This is a genomic window from Bradyrhizobium sp. USDA 4341, assembly GCF_054063755.1.
Genome location: NZ_JBSSGO010000002.1, coordinates 7,548,765 through 7,569,089 on the forward strand (window position 1 = coordinate 7,548,765; position 20,325 = coordinate 7,569,089).

Here is a 20,325-nt window from a genome sequence, read left to right on the forward strand (position 1 = left end):
GCAGGGGCTTGCATCCCTTTCCGCAGCCCAATGTCGGTAGCCTACACCAATCCCCACGGCTGCACCATGGCGCGCTGCACCTATTGCGGCTTCTGCGAGCGCTTCGGCTGCGCCCAATTATTCGAAAGCCTCGCCACTGACCTGCGTGCTACCGGCACTGATCCGCCAGCCGACCTTCGAGGCGCGCACCGAATGCGAGGTGATCAAGATTAATCTCTCCGGCGACGGCAAGATCGCCACCGGCCTCGTCTATATCAAAGCGCAAGGTGAGGACTGGGAGCAACCGGCCGACCTCGTGATCGTTTGCGCCTTCAGCCTTTTCAATGTTCGGCTGTTGCTGCTGTCGGGCATCAGCAAGCCGTGCGACTTCGCTAAGGATGAAGGCGTGGTCGGCCGCAACTATGCTTACCAGACAAATTCTGGTGCGACCGGATTCTTCAATGAGGCTAGAGCATTTTCCGATCACGTTGCGTCGTGACCAGCTGCGGCGAGATAATTTTGGCATTCCTCGGGTGAGAAGCGTTTGATAGCGCTGGCGATTGCTTGCCAGAGGTCGGGCATGTTGCGTGCCGCGGCGGCACGCAACAGAGCCTTCAATTTAGAGAAGGCCATCTCGATCGGGTTGAAGTCCGGACTGTAGGGCGGGAGATAGAGCAGGCTTGCCCCGACTGCCTGGATGGCCTCTCGAACGCCATGGACCTTATGAGCGGGCAAATTGTCCATGATAACGGTATCGCCGGGCCGCAGCGATGGAGCGAGCAATTGTTCGACGTAGGCCAGGAAAGCGTCGCCGTCCATCGGACCGTCCAGAACAAGCGGCGCGATCACACCGTTGGAACGCAATCCAGCGGTGAATGTCGTCGTCTTCCAATGTCCATGTGGGACAGCCGCACGACATCGCTCACCGCGTGGTGAGCGCCCGTAAAGCCGCGCCATTTTGGTGTTGGCGCTGGTTTCATCGATAAAGACGAGGCGCTCAGCGTCGAGGTCGATTTGCCCTCCGAACCACTCCTCACGCGCGGCATTTATATCGCGACGCCTTTGCTCGGCGGCGTGCGCTGTCTTTTTTTAAGCGTGATCTTTCTGCGCTGGAAAAAACGCCAGAGCGACGCGATGCCGGCCGATATTCCGCGACGCCTCAACAATTCTCGCAACTCGGCGAGCGTGATATCCGGCTTCGCTGTCACCGCATCCAAAATCAATTGTGCATGTCCTTCGATGCGCTGGGATTTGCGGTCACCGCCCTGCCGTTTAGGAACTATGTCGCCAACTTCTTTGAGGCGACTGCGCCAGCGGATCGCGCTGGCCGCACTGACACCAAAACGCTCCGCGGCCTATCGACAGGACAAGCCACCGTCAATCGCGGCCACCACCCTCTGGCGGAGATCAACTGAAAGCGCCCTTGTCATACATGCTGACCTCCTTCGTCAGCATGTCTCTTGAATCTGACTCGTGCCGTTTTGGGAATCCCTACCGATTCATTCCGGTCGGGAAAACGCTCTAGATTCAATCCCTTCGCTGCGGCCGGCGCGCTTGGCCTGCCTCGACAACGACAACGCTGACAATTTCGATGGAGGGTCGCACGGCTTTGTCGGCGGCGCTGGCATCACCTGCGCCTATACCAAAGCCAGACCGATCCTCTATCATCCGACACCGCCTGGCGCGCCAACTTGGCGCAAAGCCCGGAAGAGGGCCGTACATGAGACCTATCAGAAGGCCGCCAGGGTCGGCGCGCAGGGCAGCGTGATGAGCTATCGCAATAACTATCTGGGACTCGATCCGACCTACAGGGATCCGCTGGGCCGGCCGCTATCAGGACTTTACCACGACAACGAACGCAAGATGGCAAACTGGATGGCCCGATCGCTGCAACGAGATCGTCAAGGCTATGGGTGCTAACAAGACGCAAGTGAATCGCCTGAACTGTCCCTGGTCGATCGTGTGGTATCAGACTGCGCACAGCACTGGCGGCGCTGTGATGGGAAACGATCCTTCCACCTCGGTTCTCAACCGTTATCTCCAGTCGTGGGACGTGCAGAAGTTGTTTGTGATAGGCGCGTCGACATTTTCGCAGAATGCGGGATACAACCCGGCTGGCACGGTCGGCGCACTAACCTATTGGGCGCTGGACGCGATCCTTCGTTACCTAAGGTCGCCGCACGTTGGCACAATGATGAGAGTGTCATGAGGATGAAGCGCGTAGCTTCCCGGCTGCTTGTGATACTGCCGTTGCTCGCAAGCGGCGGCGCTGCTGCCGATCTCGACAACTATGTTGCTGTCTCGCGTGGCAAGGCGTTGGTGACGGCCGGCAACTGCGGGCTGTCATAGCGCGAGCGGAGGTGCGCCGTTCGCGGGCGGGCTTAAGCTGGAGACGCCCTTCGGCGCGATCATGGCGCCGAACATCACGCCCGCTAGCGCAACCGGCATCGGTGGCTGGTCGGCGGACTATTTTGCCCGTGCCATGCATGAGGGGCGACGGCCGGACGGCGGCTATTTCTCTCCGGCCTTTCCCTATCCCTATTACACCAAGGTCACACGCGCCGATCTCGACGCGATGTATGCGTATTTTGCGCACGCTGGAGCCGGTCACGAACCAGGAAAATCGCAACATGCTGCCATTTCCCTTTAGCATCCGGGGCTTTATGATCGGCTGGAATCCGCTGTTCTTCACGCCAGGCAGATTTCTTCCGGACCCGAAGTGTTTTGATGAGTTCAACCGCGGTGCCTATCTCGTCGAGGGTGTTGGCCATTGCGGCGCCTGCCACACGCCGTTCAACGCTTCGCTGCAGCCAAGGCGTGCCAACATCTAGAAGGCAATAAGTTCGACAATTGGACCGCACCGAACATTACCAATGACGGTCGTGTAGGCCTCGGAAAATGGTCGGTTGACGACATCGTGCTGTACTTGAAGACATGCCAGACCGCCACAACGTTCGCCAGTGGTCCGATGGTCGAGTACTCCACCTCGAAGATGCCGGATACGGATCTCAAGACAATCGCGACTTATCGGAAGGACTGTGTTGCCGCCAGCCTGGCCGCGCCGCGGCCGATACCGGGCTCTGATCGGCGGATGGCAGTGGGGCAGGCGATCTATACCGATACTTGTTCGGCGTGCCGCACCGCGGATGGTGCCGGCATCGCGCATACGTTCCTCAGGCTCGCCGGCAGCGTCATCGCAGCTCAAGACGATCCCTCGCTGATCCGCATCATCACAGCAGGCGGTCGCGCTGCAGCGACCGCGACGTCGCCGGCGATGCCCTCGCTGAGGTTTCGCCTGAACGATGATCAGATCGCAGCCGTCGTCAGTTATGTTCGCAATTCCTGGGGCAACGCGGCGGCGCTTGTGGCGCCTGAGACCCAGGGGACAATTGCATGGAAAAGTGACGATGGGAGGAGAATAGATAATATCGCCGTTCTGGCGTGGACAGCAGTGGCCGTCCGCGTCGTATGAAAGACGTGCTGAGCCCGCTTGCGAACCGAAACGCGCAGATAGTCCTTGCGAGCGTGCCGGTCGGCATACCGGTCACAACCGAGAGCTCTCCTTTGCGGGTTGACAAAGTGAGCTCTACAAATCGGGCTTTTCCCGGTGAGAAACGACCGATACGCCGCAGGTAGCCCCTTGTGATGCAGGAAGGGCAGGCATAGACCGAACAGAGCCGGCGTCAATCCGGCACTGGATTAGCCGAGCTTCGCGTCGGATTCCAATGGTCTGCTGATACGTCTGTTGAATGCGGGTTTCGGGCTTTTCGATACTTGTCTGTGTCGCGCTCTTGCGCCGCAGCTGCTCTATGGTACACGGCGAGGGCCCGTTTATGCTCAGTTCGTCAGTTAGGGCTTGAGGATGCCGCATCTAAACGCGCCTAGAGCGTTTCCGAGCCAGCTGTGTGAGTTAGGTCTCCGAGAGGTTGAATTTCCGCTCGGTCTGCCCGTTCTGCTGTTAGTCCGAACGGATCAAACGTCCTGCCGCGCAGCGACGCAGCTTTGCGTTCAGCGGAAGACGTGCATCTGTCCACCCGCCGTTTTGCCCTGCAGTTCGAGCGAGCGAACATGGGCAAGAAGGATAAAGCTTACAGTCTCAAACCTGTCGGCGAGCTCTTTGACAAACTGCAGTTGCTATTGAGGCTTGACGGCCTCGTACTCTTTTAGGCCGTAAGCTTGAATAGTACTTTCCGGCATCGCCTCTCGATCCGGTGAGTTCGGGTGACGCGATCGGGATTTTAGAACCTCCGATATTGCGATCAAGACGGGCCTCGACATCGTCGATTTCCCGTCGGCCAAAGCGGCGCCCGATGGAATATAGATCGGCGCCTTTGCGCTATCCGTGTTACATTTTTCTTGGCATACCGGTTTCCAGGATACGAAGTCGCTGTGCGGAATAGATGCGCTGTTGACATGGACGCACGGCTTTGACGTCGCTGCTAAGCTTTGTTACTGCTTCCAAGGCTTGGGCGTTCTCCGTTACATAGACGGCCGCTGCGCGTGAAGCCTGGGATACTGTCATACCCCAAAACCCGCGGCTTGCTTGCCATTGAGGTTATTCAGAAACTTTACGACGCGATTCAGTCCTGGCTCGAGAAGATTTGAGGGAGCGCCGAAGCAGAGACGTAAACCGTACTCGTCCCCAAACACACTTCCGGCAACGGTCCCCACTCCGGTCTCCCTCAGGATTAACTGCGAAATATCGTCCGCGCAACGAACCGTACCTCCAGCCGGTAGGCTGGAAATGAGTTTGCTCAGATCGAGATAGAAGAATAATCCTCCGGCCACGTCCGGGGGAGTGACGTCGGACAAACCAGCCAAAATACGAAGACCCACCTTCCGAGCGTCGGAGATGCGGCGATGCATCGTCCGCTCAAAACTGCCGTCGCCGATTTGCAGGTGGCGCAAGATCGCATGCTGGGCAATCACATTGGCATTTGCGGTCATGTGGCTCTGTAGCTTCTTGGCCGCAGAGACGATCTCTGGAGAGGCTGCGAGATAGCCCAGACGCCACCCTGTAACAGCTAACTCCTTGGAGAATGTGCTAACTAGTATCGTCCGTGAGCGCACACCCGGATGCGCCACTACGATTGACTCGTGTGGCGCTCCCTTGAACACAAAGCTGGAATAGCATTCGTCTGAAATGATCCAGAGCCGATGGGTGATGGCGAGATCGCCGATAGCGCGAAGGGTCGCTCGGTCGTAGACAGCGCCGGTTGGGTTGTTCGGGGAGTTGATGATGATGGCTTTCGTCTGCGGGGTAACCGCGACGCGTATTGCGTCAATGTCAGGAATATATCTTGGCGCGCGAGCATCAACGAACACCGATTTCGCGCCAGCAATTAATAGCTGGGATGAAAACGACGGCCAGAAGGGCCGGATGATGAGGACCTCATCGCCTGGATTGAGTATGGCCAGGGCAGCGTTGAGAAGACCCTGCGTTGCCCCCGCCGTGATAACAATGTGATCTGCATTCCAGCCGATGCCCGTCTCCGATGACAGCTTCGCCGCGACGGCTTCGCGAAGCTCGGGCAGACCGATTGTATCGGTGTAGCGATTTACTCCGGCCTTGATTGCGGCAATCGCTCCTTCACGCACCGATGACGGCGGCTTGGTAGTAACCTCACCGACCGCCAGATCGATGATTTCGCGGCCGGCCGCTGCAGCTACTTCGGCTATGTCTCGGACCAGCGCAGTACCGGAGCTCGAGAGCAAAGACATCCGTTGTGCCAACATGCGCTCCTCCTTGAGCCTTTCTTAAGGATACGTTCCGCTCGCTGGCGCCGCATAGCCGACCGACTGTGACGTGCTTTTAGGGATGTTGCCCCGAAGCGTTGGTTCGAGCAATCTGTTCTCTCACCCCGTTCAGCGCGAACGTATTGCAAGTCGTCGTCTATCCAGCTCGTCTCCAGCAGGCGGAGAATTCGGAGAAAAGGTGGCGCTCAGGATCAACACAGTCAAAACTGGCGACGCTGGCGAGCCACGTCCCCGACATCGATAGATCGCTGAAGCGTTTCGCTCAGTAATCCTACTGGACGTCATTCTGTAGTTGGGGCAGAAAGGAAGAATCACGATCAAAGCACTCAGGGGACGGGTAGCTGCGTCGACAGAATTGCAAACTGATACTACTTCACCTCCCCGTTTCGATTTGCTTGCTCCCGCCATTCAATAGCACTCATCAACAACATCATCTGTCATGTGTGTATTGCTCCGATCAATAACCAACGCTGGTAGTTGACCGCGGGAAACTACTGCTTTAGCGGAGAAGAAATGATCCTCCCTAAAAGCCTGTGGGTGAGGGCAACCGAACGTATTGGCATGAGACAAATCGTTGCCGGCGTGGTTCCGCTCAGCGGCTGCCGGCAGAGCGATCGACCCTTGCGAGATCCAGGTCAAGCTATGACATAGCCGTATCAACTGTCTCAAGCGCAGGTCTGTGGGACTGCCGCCCGTAATCGGGAGGTGTGCGATGGACTACTTCTGCGGCCGGGACGTCGGCATGGGCGAGACAGCAATCTGCGTGGTGGACGAAGGGCAAGGTGATGCTGGAGATGGCGGTGATGACCGATCCGGACGGCGCTGAAACCGTGTCTCGGCCGCTTGCGGCGGCTCGGCCACGAGGTGGACTCGCGGCTGTTATGGCTCATCGCATTCAGGCTTGGCGCAGAGGGCCTTGTCGCAAAAGAGAAAGGAAGCGAGCATGGCCTCTCGCACGCCATGAACTTTATGAGGGGGCAAGTTGTCCATGATGACGGGTGTCGCCAGGGCGTAGCGATGGTGCAAGCAGTTGTTCGACGTAGGCAAGGAAAGCATCTCCGTCCACGGGGCCGTCCAGCACAACGGCGCAACAAGACCCTCCGGAGCGCATCCAGCAGTGAAGGTTGTCGTTCTCCAATGTCCATGCGGGACGGCAGCACGGCATCGCTCGCCCCGGGGCGAGCGACCGTAAAGGCGCGCAATTTTTGGTGTTGGCTGCGGTTTCATCGATGAAGACGAGACGCTCAGGATCAAGATCGAGTTGCCATTCCAACCAATCTTCCCGCGCCAAATTCACATCGCCGCGCCGTTGTTCGGCGGCATGTGCTGTCTTTTTTGAGTGTGATTTTCCTGCGCTGGAAAAAGCGCCAGAGCGAGGCGACGCCCACAGATACGCCATGTTTCTTTAACTGGTCCCGCAGCTCTGCAAGCGTGATGTCTGGCATCACCGCCACAGCTTCCAGAATTAATTGGGACTTCGCCTCGATGCGCCGCGACTTGCGAGCCCTCGCTGCTGTTTGGGAGCGATGTCGCCAACCTCTTTCTAGCGGCCTGCCAGCGGATTGCGCTGGCTGCGCTGACCAAAGCGCTCGGCGGCCTGTCGATATGATAGGCGGCCATCAATAGCGGCGATTACCCTTTGGCGAAGATCAACGGGAAGCGCCCTGGCGATGCATGCCGGCTTCCTTCGCCAGCATGAGGCTTGAATCTGATTCGAGCCATCTTGGGAATCCCAGTCGATTCATTCAGATCGAAAAATGCTCTAGAAGCTTGCGGCGAACGATAAACCGTCTGCTATCTACCTAGGTTAAGCTCGTCTCCTAACGTCAACTGAATGTGCCGTCCTCTGGCGAAAGCGCCCGATCTTGGGCCAGGCCACGCGACTGTCTATTTGAAAACCAGACGTCAGAAAGCCTACAGGGGTGGCTCGGCCGGAGCATAGCAATAAACGAAATTGCACATCCTTCTTATCGTCAGCCTAAGGCGAATCAGATTCCGCGAGTGGCACGGTGATTGCTTGGTGAAGTCGCCTCTCCAAGAGAGGGGTTCTCCCGGTAGTTGGGGCTAAAAACGCCAGTTCGGTGTGATGAATACGCTGAGAAGCTTTGTGTTTTGCAGCGCCACCGCAACCAATAGCGTAAGGTTACTGCGCACGGCGGCCCAAAACTAGCTGCAGATTCCGCAAGAAGGTGCACCATCATGGATACAAGATTTCACAAGAAGGATATTAATGATGGTTTTGTCGACCAACTACGCGAAACTCTCCGTTATGGGTCGGTGCTGACTGGCGCAAATATTTGTCCTCGCTTTTACTACGATTTAGGAGGTAAACCGGTCACACAACCGCGAGCGGTCGTCCGTCCAAAGACGACGGACGAGGTCTCGGCGTTACTTCGGCTTTGTAGCCGCGAAAACGTGCCGGTCGCGACCCAAGGCGGCATGACAGGTATGGTGCGTGGCGCTCTACCGAATGCGAATGAAATTGTGCTGTCGACAGAACTCATGAACGCCGTCGAGGAGGTGGATACCTCGTCAGGCGCAGCGGTTGTCCAAGCCGGCGCGCAGCTACAAAAAGTCCAAGAGCGGGTTGGACAGGAAGGCTACATGTTCCCGCTCGACCTCGGTGCGCGCGGTAGTTGCACTATCGGCGGCAACATCTCGACTAATGCGGGCGGCAACCGAGTGATTCGGTACGGCATGACGCGCGACTTGGTTCTCGGCCTCGAAGTAGTTACCGCTGACGGCACGGTGTTGCGTGGCTTGTGCAAACACGTCAAGAATAACACCGGCATTGACCTGAAGCAGCTATTCATTGGCAGTGAGGGGATTCTCGGCGTGGTGACGCGAGCCGCCTTGCGCATCATTCCCGCTCTTAAGGAGCGGCAGGTTGCGCTTTGCGCCCTGTCCTCCTTTGCACAAGTCATTTCAATTCTAGGGATAGCGCGAAGCCATCTAGCCGGCGAACTAACTGCATTTGAAGTAATGTGGAACGAGTACTACCGCCTTATAGTCGAGCGCGTCAAAGGCGTGGTCGGACCGCTGCAGACCCGTCATCCGTTTTACGTCCTAATCGAGTCCTCTGGTAACGACGCCGATCGCATACATACAAACCTCGAAAATTTACTTGACATGACGATGCGCGACAACATGATCCTTGACGCGACGCTTTCGTCATCGGATGCGTCCGCAGCGGCGATATGGCGTATCCGCGACTCCAGCTTCGAACTTGCTCACACCTTTCCTTATCCCGCCTGTGTTGGTCTTGATGTCAGTATCGCCATCACCCGTATGGATGAATATGTGAAAGCAATCGTCGCGCGCACTAAGATCATCGATCCGGATGCGTTCGCGATCGTGTTCGGCCACGCCGGCGATGGTAACCTGCATGTCAGCCTGCATCACGAACACACGCCGGACAGGCGGCAGGATATAGAGAAACTTGCTTATGAGATTACCGGTGAATACGGTGGGTCAATCTCAGCGGAACATGGCATAGGCGCGGTAAAGCGGCCGTATCTCAGGATAAGTCGGACGCCAGAGGAAATTGAGATGATGCGTATACTCAAGCGGACGCTCGATCCGAACGGTATATTGAATCCGGGACGAATTTTCACGATGGGTTAGATATCGGATCGCGCGGGCATCTCGCCTGGACGGATAAAATCCGACCAGCCCCTCGCATTTAGGTTAATCCAATCCCAGGACACAAGGTATACCAGGTCAGACGAGATGAGTTCGAGCCAGATTTACTCAACGTCCATCAGTTAGAATACTTCCAGCTTCGTAAGGGCAGCTTTAGGGAGAACCCCGTGAAGTACCTTGCGTTAAGGCGCGGCCAGCGGCCTTTTTGGCGGAGATGCAGTGCGCCAAAGAGCGCTACCAGTTTTTGGAGGAGATGCCGGGGCTCAAGTCAGATAACATTTCCACGAGTGAGTATACTCCTTCAGCCAACCACGAAGGTGTGCGCATAAACGACCACTGCACATTCTTTCGGATCGCGTATTAAGACTTCGAAGTGGAGCAGACCATTGGACGGTAAGGCTAAGATCAGCGCTGACTGGCAAGGCGCGTCCGCGAAGGATAGCTCGTCACCGTCGTGCCCGATTAGAGGCTGCACAGACACAAGCTGGTACGCAGATGCACACGACATCGAGTATCATACGTCCGATCGCTCATACTCTTTCTACAAATGCCAGAGGTGCGGTATCCTGTTCATCGTCCCGATGCTTTGGGATCGTCTCGGAGATATCTATCCCAAGAATTACTATTCCTACGCACCTCAGAAGAAACGCGTCGTACCGCGTCTCAAGCGATCGCCCGACCGACAGTTGTTGAATTTGCTGGCCTCAATCCCAGGCGATCGGCTCAGTGTACTTGATATCGGCGGCGGCAGTGGTTGGATGCTCGATCAAGTCAAGTCCTGTTCGCCGAAGGTAAACTTCACGCAATGTGTCGATCGGGACGAGAGAGCACAAGCTCAGGCGGTCGCACGCGGTCATGCCTATCATCTTGGCGGTATCGAGCAATTCGAGACTGAGCGACGTTTTGATCTGGTGCTGGCGCTTGGTTTGCTCGAGCATGTACGCGACCCCGCGCTCGTGTTGCGCCGTATCGAAGGCCTCCTGGCGCCTCATGGCCGCGTGATGATCAAGACGCCAAACTTCGATGCGCTTGATGCCCGGCTGTTCCGGCATCGTTCGTGGGCCGGTTATCACACGCCGCGTCATTTCATCCTGTTCAACCGCCAGAGTTTTACGGGCTTGGCTGAACAAAACGGTCTTAGAGTGGTATCATTCTCGTACATGCAAGGCGCGCCGTACTGGAGCTTGTCTGTACTCGGCGTCATGCGTCGCTTGGGCCTCGTCAAAATCTCGGCGCAACGTCCAGCGTCCTATCATCCGCTGCATCCGCTATTGCGGGCCAGCTTCGTCGCCTTCGAGGTTGTGCGCGCCCCCTTCGCCCAGCTCTCCCAGATGGTGTTTATCTTAGGGCGGCGCTCGACCGCTATTAGACGCCAGCACGGCGAATTTCATCCGCCGCAACGCAAGGCATAGTGAACGTTATCCGAAGATGCTTGGTCTCGATCCGTTCAGCGGCGCAATCGGTCGAAACGGTCGGACAGGATCAAGATTCTGGTGCGGGATCGAGCAGGCCTTGTGCTGGTGCACAAACGCCTCGATGGTTGCAAGTTCGTGTGGCCAAGATTGCGGACCGCCTGATACGGATATCGCCGGCGATGTTTGGCGCGCTGTTTGAGAGCCTGGATTGGCGCTTGGTCCACCCGCCCGCCGTCCGGCAGATCGCACAGCTCTACGCCATCGAAACCATGATACGCGGTTCATCGCCGGACATCAGCCTGGCCGCGCGTAAGCAACACTCGCTGCCCCTCGTCGAGGCGTGGAAGCCGTGGTTCGAGAAACATCCATCGATGATCTCTAGCGGCTCGACGTTCGCTGATGACAACCGCTACGCTCAATCATTGGTAGGACTGACGCGCTTCCTCGATGACGCCGTCTCGAACTCGACACCGATCCGGTTGAAAACGCAATCCGGCCGAGCTGCTTAACCCGAAAACGTACTCTTCGCGGGTAAGGAGGTCGGAGCCGAAAAATGGCCTTGCACGCATCCATCGTGGCGACCGATAAGCTCAACGACGTCAACCCGGTCGCCTACATCGCGCTCGCGGCGATCATTGCCGACCATCCCCCAAAGCGAAATCGACGACCTCAATGGCAGTTCCGCAAAACATCAAGCCAGCATCAATAGAGTGGCGGCCAAGCGCTTACAAACATTCGAGCAATAGCCGACGAAAAACCTTAGAAAAGTGGCTGATCATTTTCCCACTACTTGTCCAGTATGAGGCGGCTCGCTATTTGGCTGGTCGACCGGCATTCTTGTGGAAGCAGTCTTGGGAGGCAAGCGTTGCCGAATGGGGCCTAGTGCGAGAATATGAGAAGCTGACGTATCGTATGAGCATTCAGCCAAGCGAGGTAGCTGCGCGCCGCAACTGCCAAGGGTAGTAGTTGCTCTGGTACCGTGAATACGGCATCTATTGGCCTATCGTGCGTCGAGCTACTAAGGGGAGCCTTGCATGCAATTGTCGTCAATAGTCATCGGCGACAAGTTGGAGTCAGGTTTGGCAAGCACGTCCGAGGGTACGTCGGATGGGAAATCCATCACCACCAGATGACTGCGTTAGTTTAAGCGCAGCGATATTCTCGGAACCGATGGACGTTAAGAACTGACGGTGCAGTTCAAGGAGAGAGGTGATATGAACCGAACCGACAAAATGAAGCTGGGAGTGTTCCTCAATCAGGCTGGATATCACGAAGGTGCATGGCGTCATCCGACCACGCCAGTGAACGGAGGAATCGATATCAATCATTACGCTCAACTCGCCAAACTTGGCGAAGATGCGGCGCTTCATTTCATATTTGTCGCAGACCATTTGAGCGTAGCAGAGCCGGATCACGCCAGCATATCCCGCGTAAATCGAAACGACAGGTTTGAGCCAATCACGCTTTTGTCGGCGCTTACGTCAAGAACCCAACACATTGGCCTAGTCGCAACCGCGAGTACGACATACCACCAGCCTTATCATATTGCTCGCATGTTCGCCTCACTAGACCATCTGTCGCGCGGACGTGCCGCGTGGAACATCGTTACGTCGGCAACGGGGTTTGAAGCACAAAATTTTGGTGAAGACATATTGCCTGATCATGATGCTCGTTATGTTCGAGCGCGCGAGCTCGTGAAAGTCGTCAAGGGACTTTGGGATTCATGGGAAGATGGCGCATTCATCCGGGACAAAGAAACCGGTATTTTTGCTGACGTTGCTAAAATGCATGTTCTTAATCACAAAGGGGACCACTTAGCAGTTAGAGGTCCGTTGAACATTTCGCGGCCGCCGCAGGGATATCCCGTGTTGGTTCAGGCCGGCGCATCCGATGCCGGAATGAGTTTTGGCGCTGAATTCGGTGAAGTTGTATTCACGGCAGAGCCAGCTCTAGAAGATGGGAGGCGATTTTACGCTGCTCTCAAAGAGAAGGCGCGGTCATTTGGGCGGCAGGACGACGCGGTTGTAATAATGCCGGGTATTATCCCGATCGTCGGGAGGACAAGGCAAGAAGCGTCTGATAAGCTCCGAAGATTGCAATCATGCACACATATGGACGTCGCAATTGAAGCGGCAGATCGTTGGCTGGGGTCTGTGACTGATCTGCGCTCGATCAATCTTGATTCATTCGTCCCTGAATCACTGCCGCCGACAAATTTCATACAGAGCCGGCAGAAGGTCTTGCTCGACCTAGCGGCTCGTCAGAAGCTGACCTGGAGAAAGCTCATCTGTCTAATATCAGACAGCCATGGCCATCTGATGGTTGTCGGAACGCCGGACGACATTGCTAACGTAATGATCGATACATTTGATCAGTATGCGGCAGACGGATTCAACATATTACCGCCGACCGTTCCTGAAGGGTTCAAGGAGTTTGTCGACTTCGTCCTTCCTGAGCTGCGTCGACGCGGCAAATTCCGATCCGGTTACACCGGCCAAACATTAAGAGAGAACCTCGGTCTCAAGCGACCGCCGCATCCGTTCACGCAATTACCGGTAGCTAGTAAGCCTTGAAGAGACGTCGGAACCATTCAGTGGAGGATTAGATGGTGCCGAGAGCTCTGCGCATTGGCGAGATAGTTGAACGGAAAGTGACAGCGTTTTCTTGCGAGTGCCCCGAGCGGGACTGTGCCGATGGTGCGATTGAATGAGGTCATCGACGATGTCGGCCTAACAGATATGCAGAGCCGCATACGTAAGCTGAACTCGAATATGGGGCGAGTTGGAGCATTCGTTGCATTCTAACGAGTCGCCAACGTGATGGAGAAGAAGATGCAAGTTGCTAAACCATCTTTCGGAAGCTTTTCCGAAGTAGCAGAGTTTTATCCGGCGTTCCCAGCCTATTCGGAGCGGCTGCTTCAGATGCTTTTTGATGACGTAAAAAAGGAAGCGGAGAGCCCGACCTTCGCGGATATTGGTGCGGGGACGGGGGCGATTGCGTATGCTCTAGCCGACATGGGCCTTTCAGGTTACGCAATCGAACCCGAGGAGCAGATGGTGAAAGTGGGGCAGAAGCTCGGGCTCAATCATCCAGCTGTTTCTTGGATTAACGCACCGGGAGAATTCACCGGGTTGGCTGACGATTCGCTAGACTGGATTTGCTATAGCATGTCGTTCCATATGACGAACACCAGCGAAGCGCTTCGCGAAAGCATGCGAATCTTGCGGCCTGGAGGTTTTTTCACAATAGTGTATATCCTTGCAGATCTCGTGACTGATCCTTTTCAACTCGAAGTCGAGAATCGTGTGCGCGACAGGGCGCCGGGTGTGAGAAGGGCGGTTAGTCCAGTTATCGGTCAGATGGGCAGCTACGAGGCTGTCCTCAATCAATACCCGGGCCTAGGGAATTGCATGCGCCTTGCAACCACCGAAGCGATACCCATGAGCGAGGAGCGCTACGTCAAGTATTGGTGCGGAAAACGTGATATTCGTAATCAGGTCTCGCCTGAGGTTTGGAATTCCATACTACAAATGATCTCAGAGGCTTTCCGAAAGTGGCAGCCGGCCAGCCTGCGCTTCCGCTCTACCGCTTGGCATAGTCGGTGTGAGTGAGGTGACCGGCATATAACTCTCGGGGACTGCCCCACCGCTTTTCTGACATTACGATGCCACCGGGGGCAAGTGAGCCAGGCCTGTGGATCGACGCCATTCATTTTGGCCGTTTATGCCGGCCGCCGAACTATGCCGAGTTGGGTCGTTTTCCCCAGATTTCTCGCTGACCGGCGTTTGGTCCGTTCGGCATAGTTCGTTCTGTGCCTCCGCTTTCAACAGCGGAGAACAGGAAGACGGAAGTTGAAGAGTACTTGGGCAGCAGCCGGCTGTACCGGCGTCTCAGAAGCGGGCCGCACGGACAACTCGTCGAGCGCTACGCCGCTCGTCTCGTCGAAGAGAGGCTCGTTCGGCATGGCGCGTGGCGTTGCCTCAACGTGGCAGCGGGCTCCTGAGTTGGATCGCGGGCCGTCGCTATAAGCTGATTGATCTCGATGAGCAGGTCGTTGAGCGGTACCTCCGACATCGAGCCGGGAGGCAATCCATCCAACCCGGTGACCGGGCAGCGTCGCTCAAGCGATGGTTGTCGGTGCTGCGCGAGGAAGGCGCGATCGCGCCGTTGGTGCTACCGCCTCTCACCCCGCACCAACGGATCTTCAAGGAGTTCGATGCCTACCTGCGATCAGAGCGCGGCTTCGCCCCGAGGTCCATCGTACGGCATCTCCGGCCATCCGCAGGTTTTTGCACGAGGTGTGCTCCGGCGGCGCCGCCGCCCTGTGCAAGATCAACCAAGAGGACGTGATCCGCTACATTGAGCGCCACGCCCAGGATTGGAGCCCGGGAACAGGCAAGGCGATGTGCTGGTCGTTGCGCGCCTTTCTCCGTTACCTCCACCATCGGGGGCTGAACGCGCGCCCGTTGGCGGATTGCGTTCCATCGATGCGGCGATGGAAGCTCGCAACTCTGCCGACCTATCGTAAGCGTCGTTCTCAGGCCACAGCTTTGAGGTCTTGACGACAATAGGCCCACGGAAGCAGCTGATCGATGTCGCTGTTTGGATGGCCGTTGACGATCCTGGTGAGGGCGTCGGTCAGGTAAGCGAGCGGATCGACGTCGTTCAGCTTACAGGTTTCGACCAGGGAGGCGATGGTGGCCCAGTGCTCGGCGCCGCCGTCGGAGCCTGCGAACAGCGCATTTTTTCGGTTCAGCGTGATCGGACGGATCGAGCGCTCGACGACGTTGTTGTCGAGCTCGATGCGGCCGTCATTGATGAAGCGCGTCAGGCCCTCCCAGCGTGAGAGCGCATAGCGAATGGCGTCGGCCAACTTGCCCTTTTGGCTGATCAACGCGAGCTTTGCGCGGAGCCATCGCTCGAAGGCTTCCGCCAGCGGCCGGATTTTCTGCTGCCGAACGAGACGGCGCTCCTCGGCGCCGCGACCACGGATGTCTCTTTCGATGGCGTAGAACTCGGCGATATGCTTGAGCGCCTCGCTGGCAATGGGCGCGGGACCGGGTGTGGCAAGTTCGTAGAAGTTACGTCGCATGTGCGACCAGCAGAATGCAAGTTGGACATCGCCACGCTCGGCGAGCTTGCCATAGCCGGCATAGCCATCGACCTGCAGGATCCCTTCGAAGCCTGCGAGATGGGCGATCGGCCGATCGGCTTTGCGATCGGGGGCATAGACATAGGCAACGCCCGGCGGATCGGCACCGCCCCACGGCCGATCGTCCGCTGCATAGGCCCAGAGCTGACCGGTCTTGGTGCGCCCGCGGCCGGGATCGAGCACCGGCATCGTCGTCTCGTCGGCGAACAGCTTTGGCCGTTGCCTGAGCTTGGCGAGCAGACGGTCATGCAGCGGACGCAGGTGGAAGGCAGCTTGTCCTACCCAGTCCGCCAGCGTCGAACGATCGAGCTCAATGCCCTGGCGGGCGTAAATCTGCGCCTGCCGGTAGAGCGGCAGGTGATCGGCATATTTGGAGACCAGGACGTGGGCGACGGTGGCCTCGGTCGGCAATCCGCCCTCGATCAGCCTAATCGGGGCCGGCGCCTGCATGACCCCGTCCTCGCAAGCCCGGCAGGCGTATTTGGGACGCCGGGTCACGAGGATCCGGAACTGCGCCGGGACCAGGTCCAGCCGCTCGCTTCTATCCTCGCCGATCCGGTGTAACTCGCCCTCGCAACAGGGACAGGTCTTGCCCTCGATGTCGACGACGACCTCGATCCGCGGCAGGTGCATCGGCAAGGCGCCACGGTTGCCGCGGCGCGTGCGAGCCCGCGCCTCACGGCCTTCAGGCGCGCTCACGTCCTGTGCCGTCTCGTTGTATGCGGCAACCTGCTCGACGTCTTCCAGTCCCAGCAGCATCTGATCTTCAGGCAGCGTCTCTGCCCGCCGGCCAAACCGATGCCGCTGCAATTCCTTGATGATTTGACGCAGCCGCTCGCTCTCGCACCGCTCGGCAAGCAGCATCGCTTTCAGCGTCTCGGGATCGTCAGGCAGGGCGTCGCTCACACCCAATTCAGAGCATATTCGCCGCCATCTGGCCACGCGTCCCACGCTCCTGATTCACTTCGCCGCGGCGCTGCCAACAGCTATCCGGCTTGCGTTGGCGCCGGCGTCTCTCGCGCCTCATGCACAAGCCGCCAGTCGAGCCCCTCCAGCAGTGCCGACAATTGCGCCGCCGATAGGCGCATCACGCCGTCCTCGATCTTCGGCCAGCGGAAGATCCCATCCTCGAGCCTCTTGGCGAACAGGCACAGACCCGTTCCGTCCCAGAACACCAGCTTGATCCGATCCGCGCGCTTGGCCCGGAACACATAGACAGCTCCCGAGAATGGGTCTGCCCGCATGCTCTCGCGCACCAGGGTCGCGAGCCCTTCCATCCCCTTGCGGAAGTCCACCGGTTTGGTCGCCACCATCACCCGGACCGCACCCGACGGGCCGATCACCGGATCGCCTTCAGTGCCTGGACAATCGACGCAATCATCCTCGCATCCGCACCACGACCGGCCCGGATCGTGATGCCGTCGACTTCGATCTCGATGATCCCGGCATCGCAACGGCGAGCCCGGGTATCCGCCTTGGCCTTGCAGCGCACCGCTTTGCGCTCAACAGCGGGCGCCGGCACCGCGGCATCCATCACCGCCGGCACAAACTGTACTTCTTCTATTTCGGAATGACCGCCTGCTCCTTCTCGCAACTGACGTCGCCAGCCAAACAACTGCTGCGGCGACAATCCATGCCGTCGGGCTACCGAACAGACCGAGTCGCCGCTCGCCACGATCTCTGCAACGATCCGCGCCTTGTCCTCATCGCTCCACTTCCGCCGGCGGCCGGCTCCGGTGAAGACCTCAAGCCGCCGCACCGGCTCCGTGATAGCGCTATGCACTGTGTCCATTCTAAGCCTAACGGTCCAACCGAACCGCAGACTCGCAGATCACTCCGTCATCCGGAAGGTGGCCGCTGAACAGCGCTTACGACCTATCTGCCTGCCGCACAGGTGCGGAAGGCTCTCGACGGTTGCGACCGAAAGACGGTGATGGGACGGCGTGACTACGCCATTCTGTTGTTGCTGGCCAAGCTCGGCCTGCGGGCCGACGAGGTCGCGACGCTCACGCTCGATGATATCGACTGGCGCGCCTGCGAGATACTCGTTCGCGCCAAGGGCCGACAGCGTGCACGGATGCCGATACCGCCAGACGTTGGCGCGGCCATCGTTGCATATCTGCGCAGTGGCCGCCCAAAGTCGTCGCGCCGGCGGTTGTTCGTCCGTACGCTCGCGCCACACGTCGGCTTTGCTTCCGGATGTGCGATCACCATGATCGCCAAGGCCGCTCTCGATTGCGTTGGAATCGAAGGTTGCGCACATCGCGGCGCCCATATCTTCCGACACAGTCTCGCTACCGAGCTTCTCCGATCTGGCGCGACCTTGTCGGAGATCGGACAGTTGCTGCGGCACGAGAACCACGACACTACCCGGATTTACGCGAAGGTCGACATCGATGCGCTGAGAACATTGAGCCTGCCCTGGCCGGGAGGCGTGCAATGACCAATCTGCGCGCCGCACTCGATAAGTACCTGAGCATGCGCAAGGGGTTTGGATACAAGTACGAGCACCAGACCCGTCGGCTCGCCGACTTCGTCGCCTTCATGGAGAAGCGCAAGGCCAGGAGCATCACGACGAAGCTGGCCATGGAATGGGCAACGCTGCCGCCTGATCGTCATGCATCCTGGGCGCTGCGATTGAGCGACGTGCGCGGGTTCGCGCGCCATGTCGCCAACTTCGACCCGAGAACGGAGGTGCCGCCCGTCGGCATGCTGCCCGGATGGAAGCGCGCCAAGCCCTATGTTTACAGCGACGCGGAGATCGATGCGTTGCTGACGGCAGCGCTGGCTCTGTCACCAGCGGACGGGCTGCGCCGATGGACCTACCATGCCTTGTTCGGGCTGATCGCGGTGACGGGCATGCGTATATCCGAGGCGATGGGCCTGGAGCGTGATGACGTCGACCTCGACGCCGGCGTGCTGACGGTCCGGCTGACCAAGTTCGGCAAGTCGCGGCTCGTACCATTGCATTTGACGACGAGAACCGCGCTGCGCGACTACGCCCACCGGCGCGATGCGCTGCTCGGATCACGCTGCGGCTCGACCGTTGCCGAACAGGGAGGCCGCTTGCTGCACCAGTACGTTCATCGCATCTTCTGGCGATTGTCCAGAGAGATCGGGCTGCGGCGCCCAGGTGATCGTACCGGGCCACGCGTGCATGACTTCCGTCATCGCTTCGCCATCCGGACGCTGCTCAACTGGTATCGCGAAGGCAAGGACGTCGAGCAACAACTCCCAGTACTATCCACTTACCTCGGCCACGCCTGCGTGCGCGACACTTCCTGGTATCTCTCGGCCTGCCCCGAGTTGATGGAAGAAGCCGCGCGGCGTCTCGATCGGCGATGGGAGGTGACGCCATGAAGCCCGCCTGCAATGTCGCCACGTTGATCGAGCGCTTCTTCACCGAGCGCCTCATGCGCCAGCGCAATGTTAGCGGCAACACGATCGCCTCCTACAGGGACACGTTCCGGCCGCTGTTCATGTTCGCACAGGTGCAGCTGCGGAAGCCCCCATCGGCCCTGACGCTCACCGATTTGGACGCAACGTTCATCGGCGCGTTCCTAACCGATCTCGAGGTAAAGCGCGGCGCCAGCGCGAAGACGCGTAACCTGCGTCGGACCGCCATCCGATCCTTCTTCAAGTTTGTGTCCTTCGAAGAGCCGGCACACGGTTCGCTGATCCAGCGCGTGCTCGCCATACCGAGCAAGCGCCACGATAAGCGACAGGTGCACTTCCCGACGCGCCCCGAGATCGAGGCGGCTCTCGCCGCGCCCGATCGAACGACGTGGCATGGCCGCGATCACACCTTGCGGCTGGTCGCGGCCCAGACGGGCTTACGCCTCTCCGAGCTGACTGGCTTTGACCGGGATGCCGTTCACCTCGGGTCTGGCGCACACGTACGATGCGTCGGTAAAGGGCGGAGGGAGCGGACCACTCCGCTGACCACACCCGCTCGGGGTGCGCCTCCAGGCATGGCTCAAGGAACCATTACGGAAAGGAGCAACAGCGTTGTTCCTTAACGTGCACGGGGGGCGGCTCAGTGCCGACAGCGTCCAATCGCTGCTGGGAAAGCATGTTCGTGCCGCTCACAAGAGTTGCCCTTGTTTGAAGGCCAAGAGCGTGTCACCGCATGTGCTGAGGCACAGCGCTGCGATGGAACTCCTGCAAGCCGGCGTCGACTGCTCCGTGATCGCGCTGTGGCTCGGTCATGAATCGGTCGAGACGACGCAGACGTACCTGCACGCCCACCTCGCCCTCAAGGAAGCTGCCCTGGCGAAGCTTAAGCCGTACGAGCGCGGCAAGTGAACCCGCTTCCAGCCGAACGACCGCCTGCTCGCCTTTCTGGAGGCGCTCTGAACGCCAGACTATGCCGAATGGAGT

Annotated in this window: 20 protein-coding genes and 3 pseudogenes; 18 read left to right on the forward strand and 5 right to left on the reverse strand. The window is 58.4% G+C overall.

What is annotated here, in order from left to right; genetic code table 11:
- The first annotated feature begins 145 nt into the window (after positions 1-145).
- A complete protein-coding gene (locus ACVIGB_RS41600; protein ID WP_456718279.1) occupies positions 146-478 on the forward strand; it encodes a hypothetical protein in 333 nt (110 codons plus the stop codon).
- Here the strand turns inward: ACVIGB_RS41600 and ACVIGB_RS41605 are convergent.
- Positions 463-1,409: pseudogene (locus ACVIGB_RS41605) on the reverse strand (IS630 family transposase). The gene ACVIGB_RS41600 and the pseudogene ACVIGB_RS41605 sit on opposite strands and share 16 nt — an antisense overlap.
- A 124-nt stretch (positions 1,410-1,533) precedes the next feature.
- Here ACVIGB_RS41605 and ACVIGB_RS41610 point away from each other — a divergent pair.
- The 6 genes from ACVIGB_RS41610 to ACVIGB_RS41635 all read left to right on the forward strand — a co-directional run bounded on the left by ACVIGB_RS41610 (position 1,534) and on the right by ACVIGB_RS41635 (position 3,451).
- Complete coding sequence (locus tag ACVIGB_RS41610) at positions 1,534-1,899, forward strand: hypothetical protein (RefSeq protein WP_456718278.1); 366 nt, start codon at positions 1,534-1,536, stop codon at positions 1,897-1,899.
- A 79-nt stretch (positions 1,900-1,978) separates the two neighbouring features.
- Complete coding sequence (locus tag ACVIGB_RS41615) at positions 1,979-2,188, forward strand: GMC oxidoreductase (protein WP_456749398.1); 210 nt, start codon at positions 1,979-1,981, stop codon at positions 2,186-2,188.
- Positions 2,185-2,328 carry a hypothetical protein gene (locus tag ACVIGB_RS41620; RefSeq protein ID WP_456718276.1) on the forward strand — a complete coding sequence of 48 codons (144 nt, stop codon included), beginning with the start codon at positions 2,185-2,187 and terminating at the stop codon, positions 2,326-2,328. Before ACVIGB_RS41615 ends, ACVIGB_RS41620 begins: the two co-directional genes overlap by 4 nt.
- Before the next feature lie 61 nt (positions 2,329-2,389).
- Positions 2,390-2,629 (forward strand): hypothetical protein, encoded by a 240-nt coding sequence (locus ACVIGB_RS41625; RefSeq protein WP_456718275.1) that lies wholly within the window; start codon positions 2,390-2,392, stop codon positions 2,627-2,629.
- Positions 2,610-2,810: a hypothetical protein gene (locus tag ACVIGB_RS41630; RefSeq protein ID WP_456749302.1), complete on the forward strand. Its 201-nt coding sequence runs from the start codon at positions 2,610-2,612 to the stop codon at positions 2,808-2,810. The genes ACVIGB_RS41625 and ACVIGB_RS41630 overlap by 20 nt, the downstream gene beginning before the upstream one ends.
- Positions 2,750-3,451 carry a c-type cytochrome gene (locus tag ACVIGB_RS41635; protein WP_456718274.1) on the forward strand — a complete coding sequence of 234 codons (702 nt, stop codon included), beginning with the start codon at positions 2,750-2,752 and terminating at the stop codon, positions 3,449-3,451. The genes ACVIGB_RS41630 and ACVIGB_RS41635 overlap by 61 nt, the downstream gene beginning before the upstream one ends.
- 1,046 nt (positions 3,452-4,497) lie before the next feature.
- On the opposite strand, the gene ACVIGB_RS41640 is transcribed toward ACVIGB_RS41635, so the two are convergent.
- Positions 4,498-5,715, reverse strand: coding sequence for a pyridoxal phosphate-dependent aminotransferase (locus ACVIGB_RS41640; protein ID WP_456718273.1), 1,218 nt, complete (start codon positions 5,713-5,715; stop codon positions 4,498-4,500).
- A 733-nt stretch (positions 5,716-6,448) separates the two neighbouring features.
- Here ACVIGB_RS41640 and ACVIGB_RS41645 point away from each other — a divergent pair.
- The 8 genes and pseudogenes from ACVIGB_RS41645 to ACVIGB_RS41680 all read left to right on the forward strand — a co-directional run.
- Positions 6,449-6,624 (forward strand): annotated as a pseudogene (locus ACVIGB_RS41645) (IS110 family transposase); the annotation flags it as partial.
- Between the two features lie 1,311 nt (positions 6,625-7,935).
- The gene (locus ACVIGB_RS41650; protein ID WP_456718271.1) at positions 7,936-9,360 is read left to right on the forward strand and encodes an FAD-binding oxidoreductase; all 1,425 of its coding nucleotides are present in this window, start codon (positions 7,936-7,938) and stop codon (positions 9,358-9,360) included.
- 704 nt (positions 9,361-10,064) lie between these two features.
- Positions 10,065-10,790, forward strand: a complete 726-nt coding sequence (locus tag ACVIGB_RS41655) for a class I SAM-dependent methyltransferase (RefSeq protein ID WP_456718270.1) — start codon at positions 10,065-10,067, stop codon at positions 10,788-10,790.
- 81 nt (positions 10,791-10,871) lie between these two features.
- Positions 10,872-10,955, forward strand: a complete 84-nt coding sequence (locus tag ACVIGB_RS41660; protein WP_456724949.1) for a hypothetical protein — start codon at positions 10,872-10,874, stop codon at positions 10,953-10,955.
- Positions 10,931-11,302: an IS66 family transposase gene (locus ACVIGB_RS41665; protein WP_456718269.1), complete on the forward strand. Its 372-nt coding sequence runs from the start codon at positions 10,931-10,933 to the stop codon at positions 11,300-11,302. Before ACVIGB_RS41660 ends, ACVIGB_RS41665 begins: the two co-directional genes overlap by 25 nt.
- Before the next feature lie 44 nt (positions 11,303-11,346).
- On the forward strand, positions 11,347-11,502 hold the full coding sequence (locus ACVIGB_RS41670) for a hypothetical protein (RefSeq protein WP_456718268.1): 156 nt from the start codon (positions 11,347-11,349) through the stop codon (positions 11,500-11,502).
- A 505-nt stretch (positions 11,503-12,007) separates the two neighbouring features.
- Positions 12,008-13,366 (forward strand): LLM class flavin-dependent oxidoreductase, encoded by a 1,359-nt coding sequence (locus ACVIGB_RS41675; RefSeq protein ID WP_456718267.1) that lies wholly within the window; start codon positions 12,008-12,010, stop codon positions 13,364-13,366.
- Positions 13,367-13,612: 246 nt separating this feature from the next.
- Positions 13,613-14,404, forward strand: a complete 792-nt coding sequence (locus ACVIGB_RS41680; RefSeq protein WP_456724948.1) for a class I SAM-dependent methyltransferase — start codon at positions 13,613-13,615, stop codon at positions 14,402-14,404.
- Positions 14,405-15,330: 926 nt separating this feature from the next.
- Here ACVIGB_RS41680 and tnpC read toward each other — a convergent pair.
- The 3 genes from tnpC to tnpA all read right to left on the reverse strand — a co-directional run bounded on the left by tnpC (position 15,331) and on the right by tnpA (position 17,704).
- Positions 15,331-16,809 (reverse strand): IS66 family transposase, encoded by a 1,479-nt coding sequence (gene tnpC / locus ACVIGB_RS41685; protein WP_456724947.1) that lies wholly within the window; start codon positions 16,807-16,809, stop codon positions 15,331-15,333.
- Positions 16,810-16,931: 122 nt separating this feature from the next.
- A complete protein-coding gene (tnpB, locus tag ACVIGB_RS41690; protein ID WP_456718266.1) occupies positions 16,932-17,288 on the reverse strand; it encodes an IS66 family insertion sequence element accessory protein TnpB in 357 nt (118 codons plus the stop codon).
- Positions 17,285-17,704 carry an IS66-like element accessory protein TnpA gene (gene tnpA / locus ACVIGB_RS41695; RefSeq protein WP_456718265.1) on the reverse strand — a complete coding sequence of 140 codons (420 nt, stop codon included), beginning with the start codon at positions 17,702-17,704 and terminating at the stop codon, positions 17,285-17,287. The genes tnpB and tnpA overlap by 4 nt, the downstream gene beginning before the upstream one ends.
- 174 nt (positions 17,705-17,878) lie before the next feature.
- On the opposite strand from tnpA, the gene ACVIGB_RS41700 reads away from it, so the two are divergent.
- The 3 genes and pseudogenes from ACVIGB_RS41700 (at position 17,879) to ACVIGB_RS41710 (ending at position 20,250) form a co-directional block, all read left to right on the forward strand.
- Complete coding sequence (locus tag ACVIGB_RS41700) at positions 17,879-18,388, forward strand: tyrosine-type recombinase/integrase (protein WP_456718264.1); 510 nt, start codon at positions 17,879-17,881, stop codon at positions 18,386-18,388.
- Positions 18,385-19,305 (forward strand): tyrosine-type recombinase/integrase, encoded by a 921-nt coding sequence (locus tag ACVIGB_RS41705; protein WP_456718263.1) that lies wholly within the window; start codon positions 18,385-18,387, stop codon positions 19,303-19,305. The genes ACVIGB_RS41700 and ACVIGB_RS41705 overlap by 4 nt, the downstream gene beginning before the upstream one ends.
- Positions 19,302-20,250 (forward strand): annotated as a pseudogene (locus ACVIGB_RS41710) (tyrosine-type recombinase/integrase). Before ACVIGB_RS41705 ends, ACVIGB_RS41710 begins: the two are co-directional and overlap by 4 nt.
- The last annotated feature ends 75 nt before the right edge of the window (positions 20,251-20,325 follow it).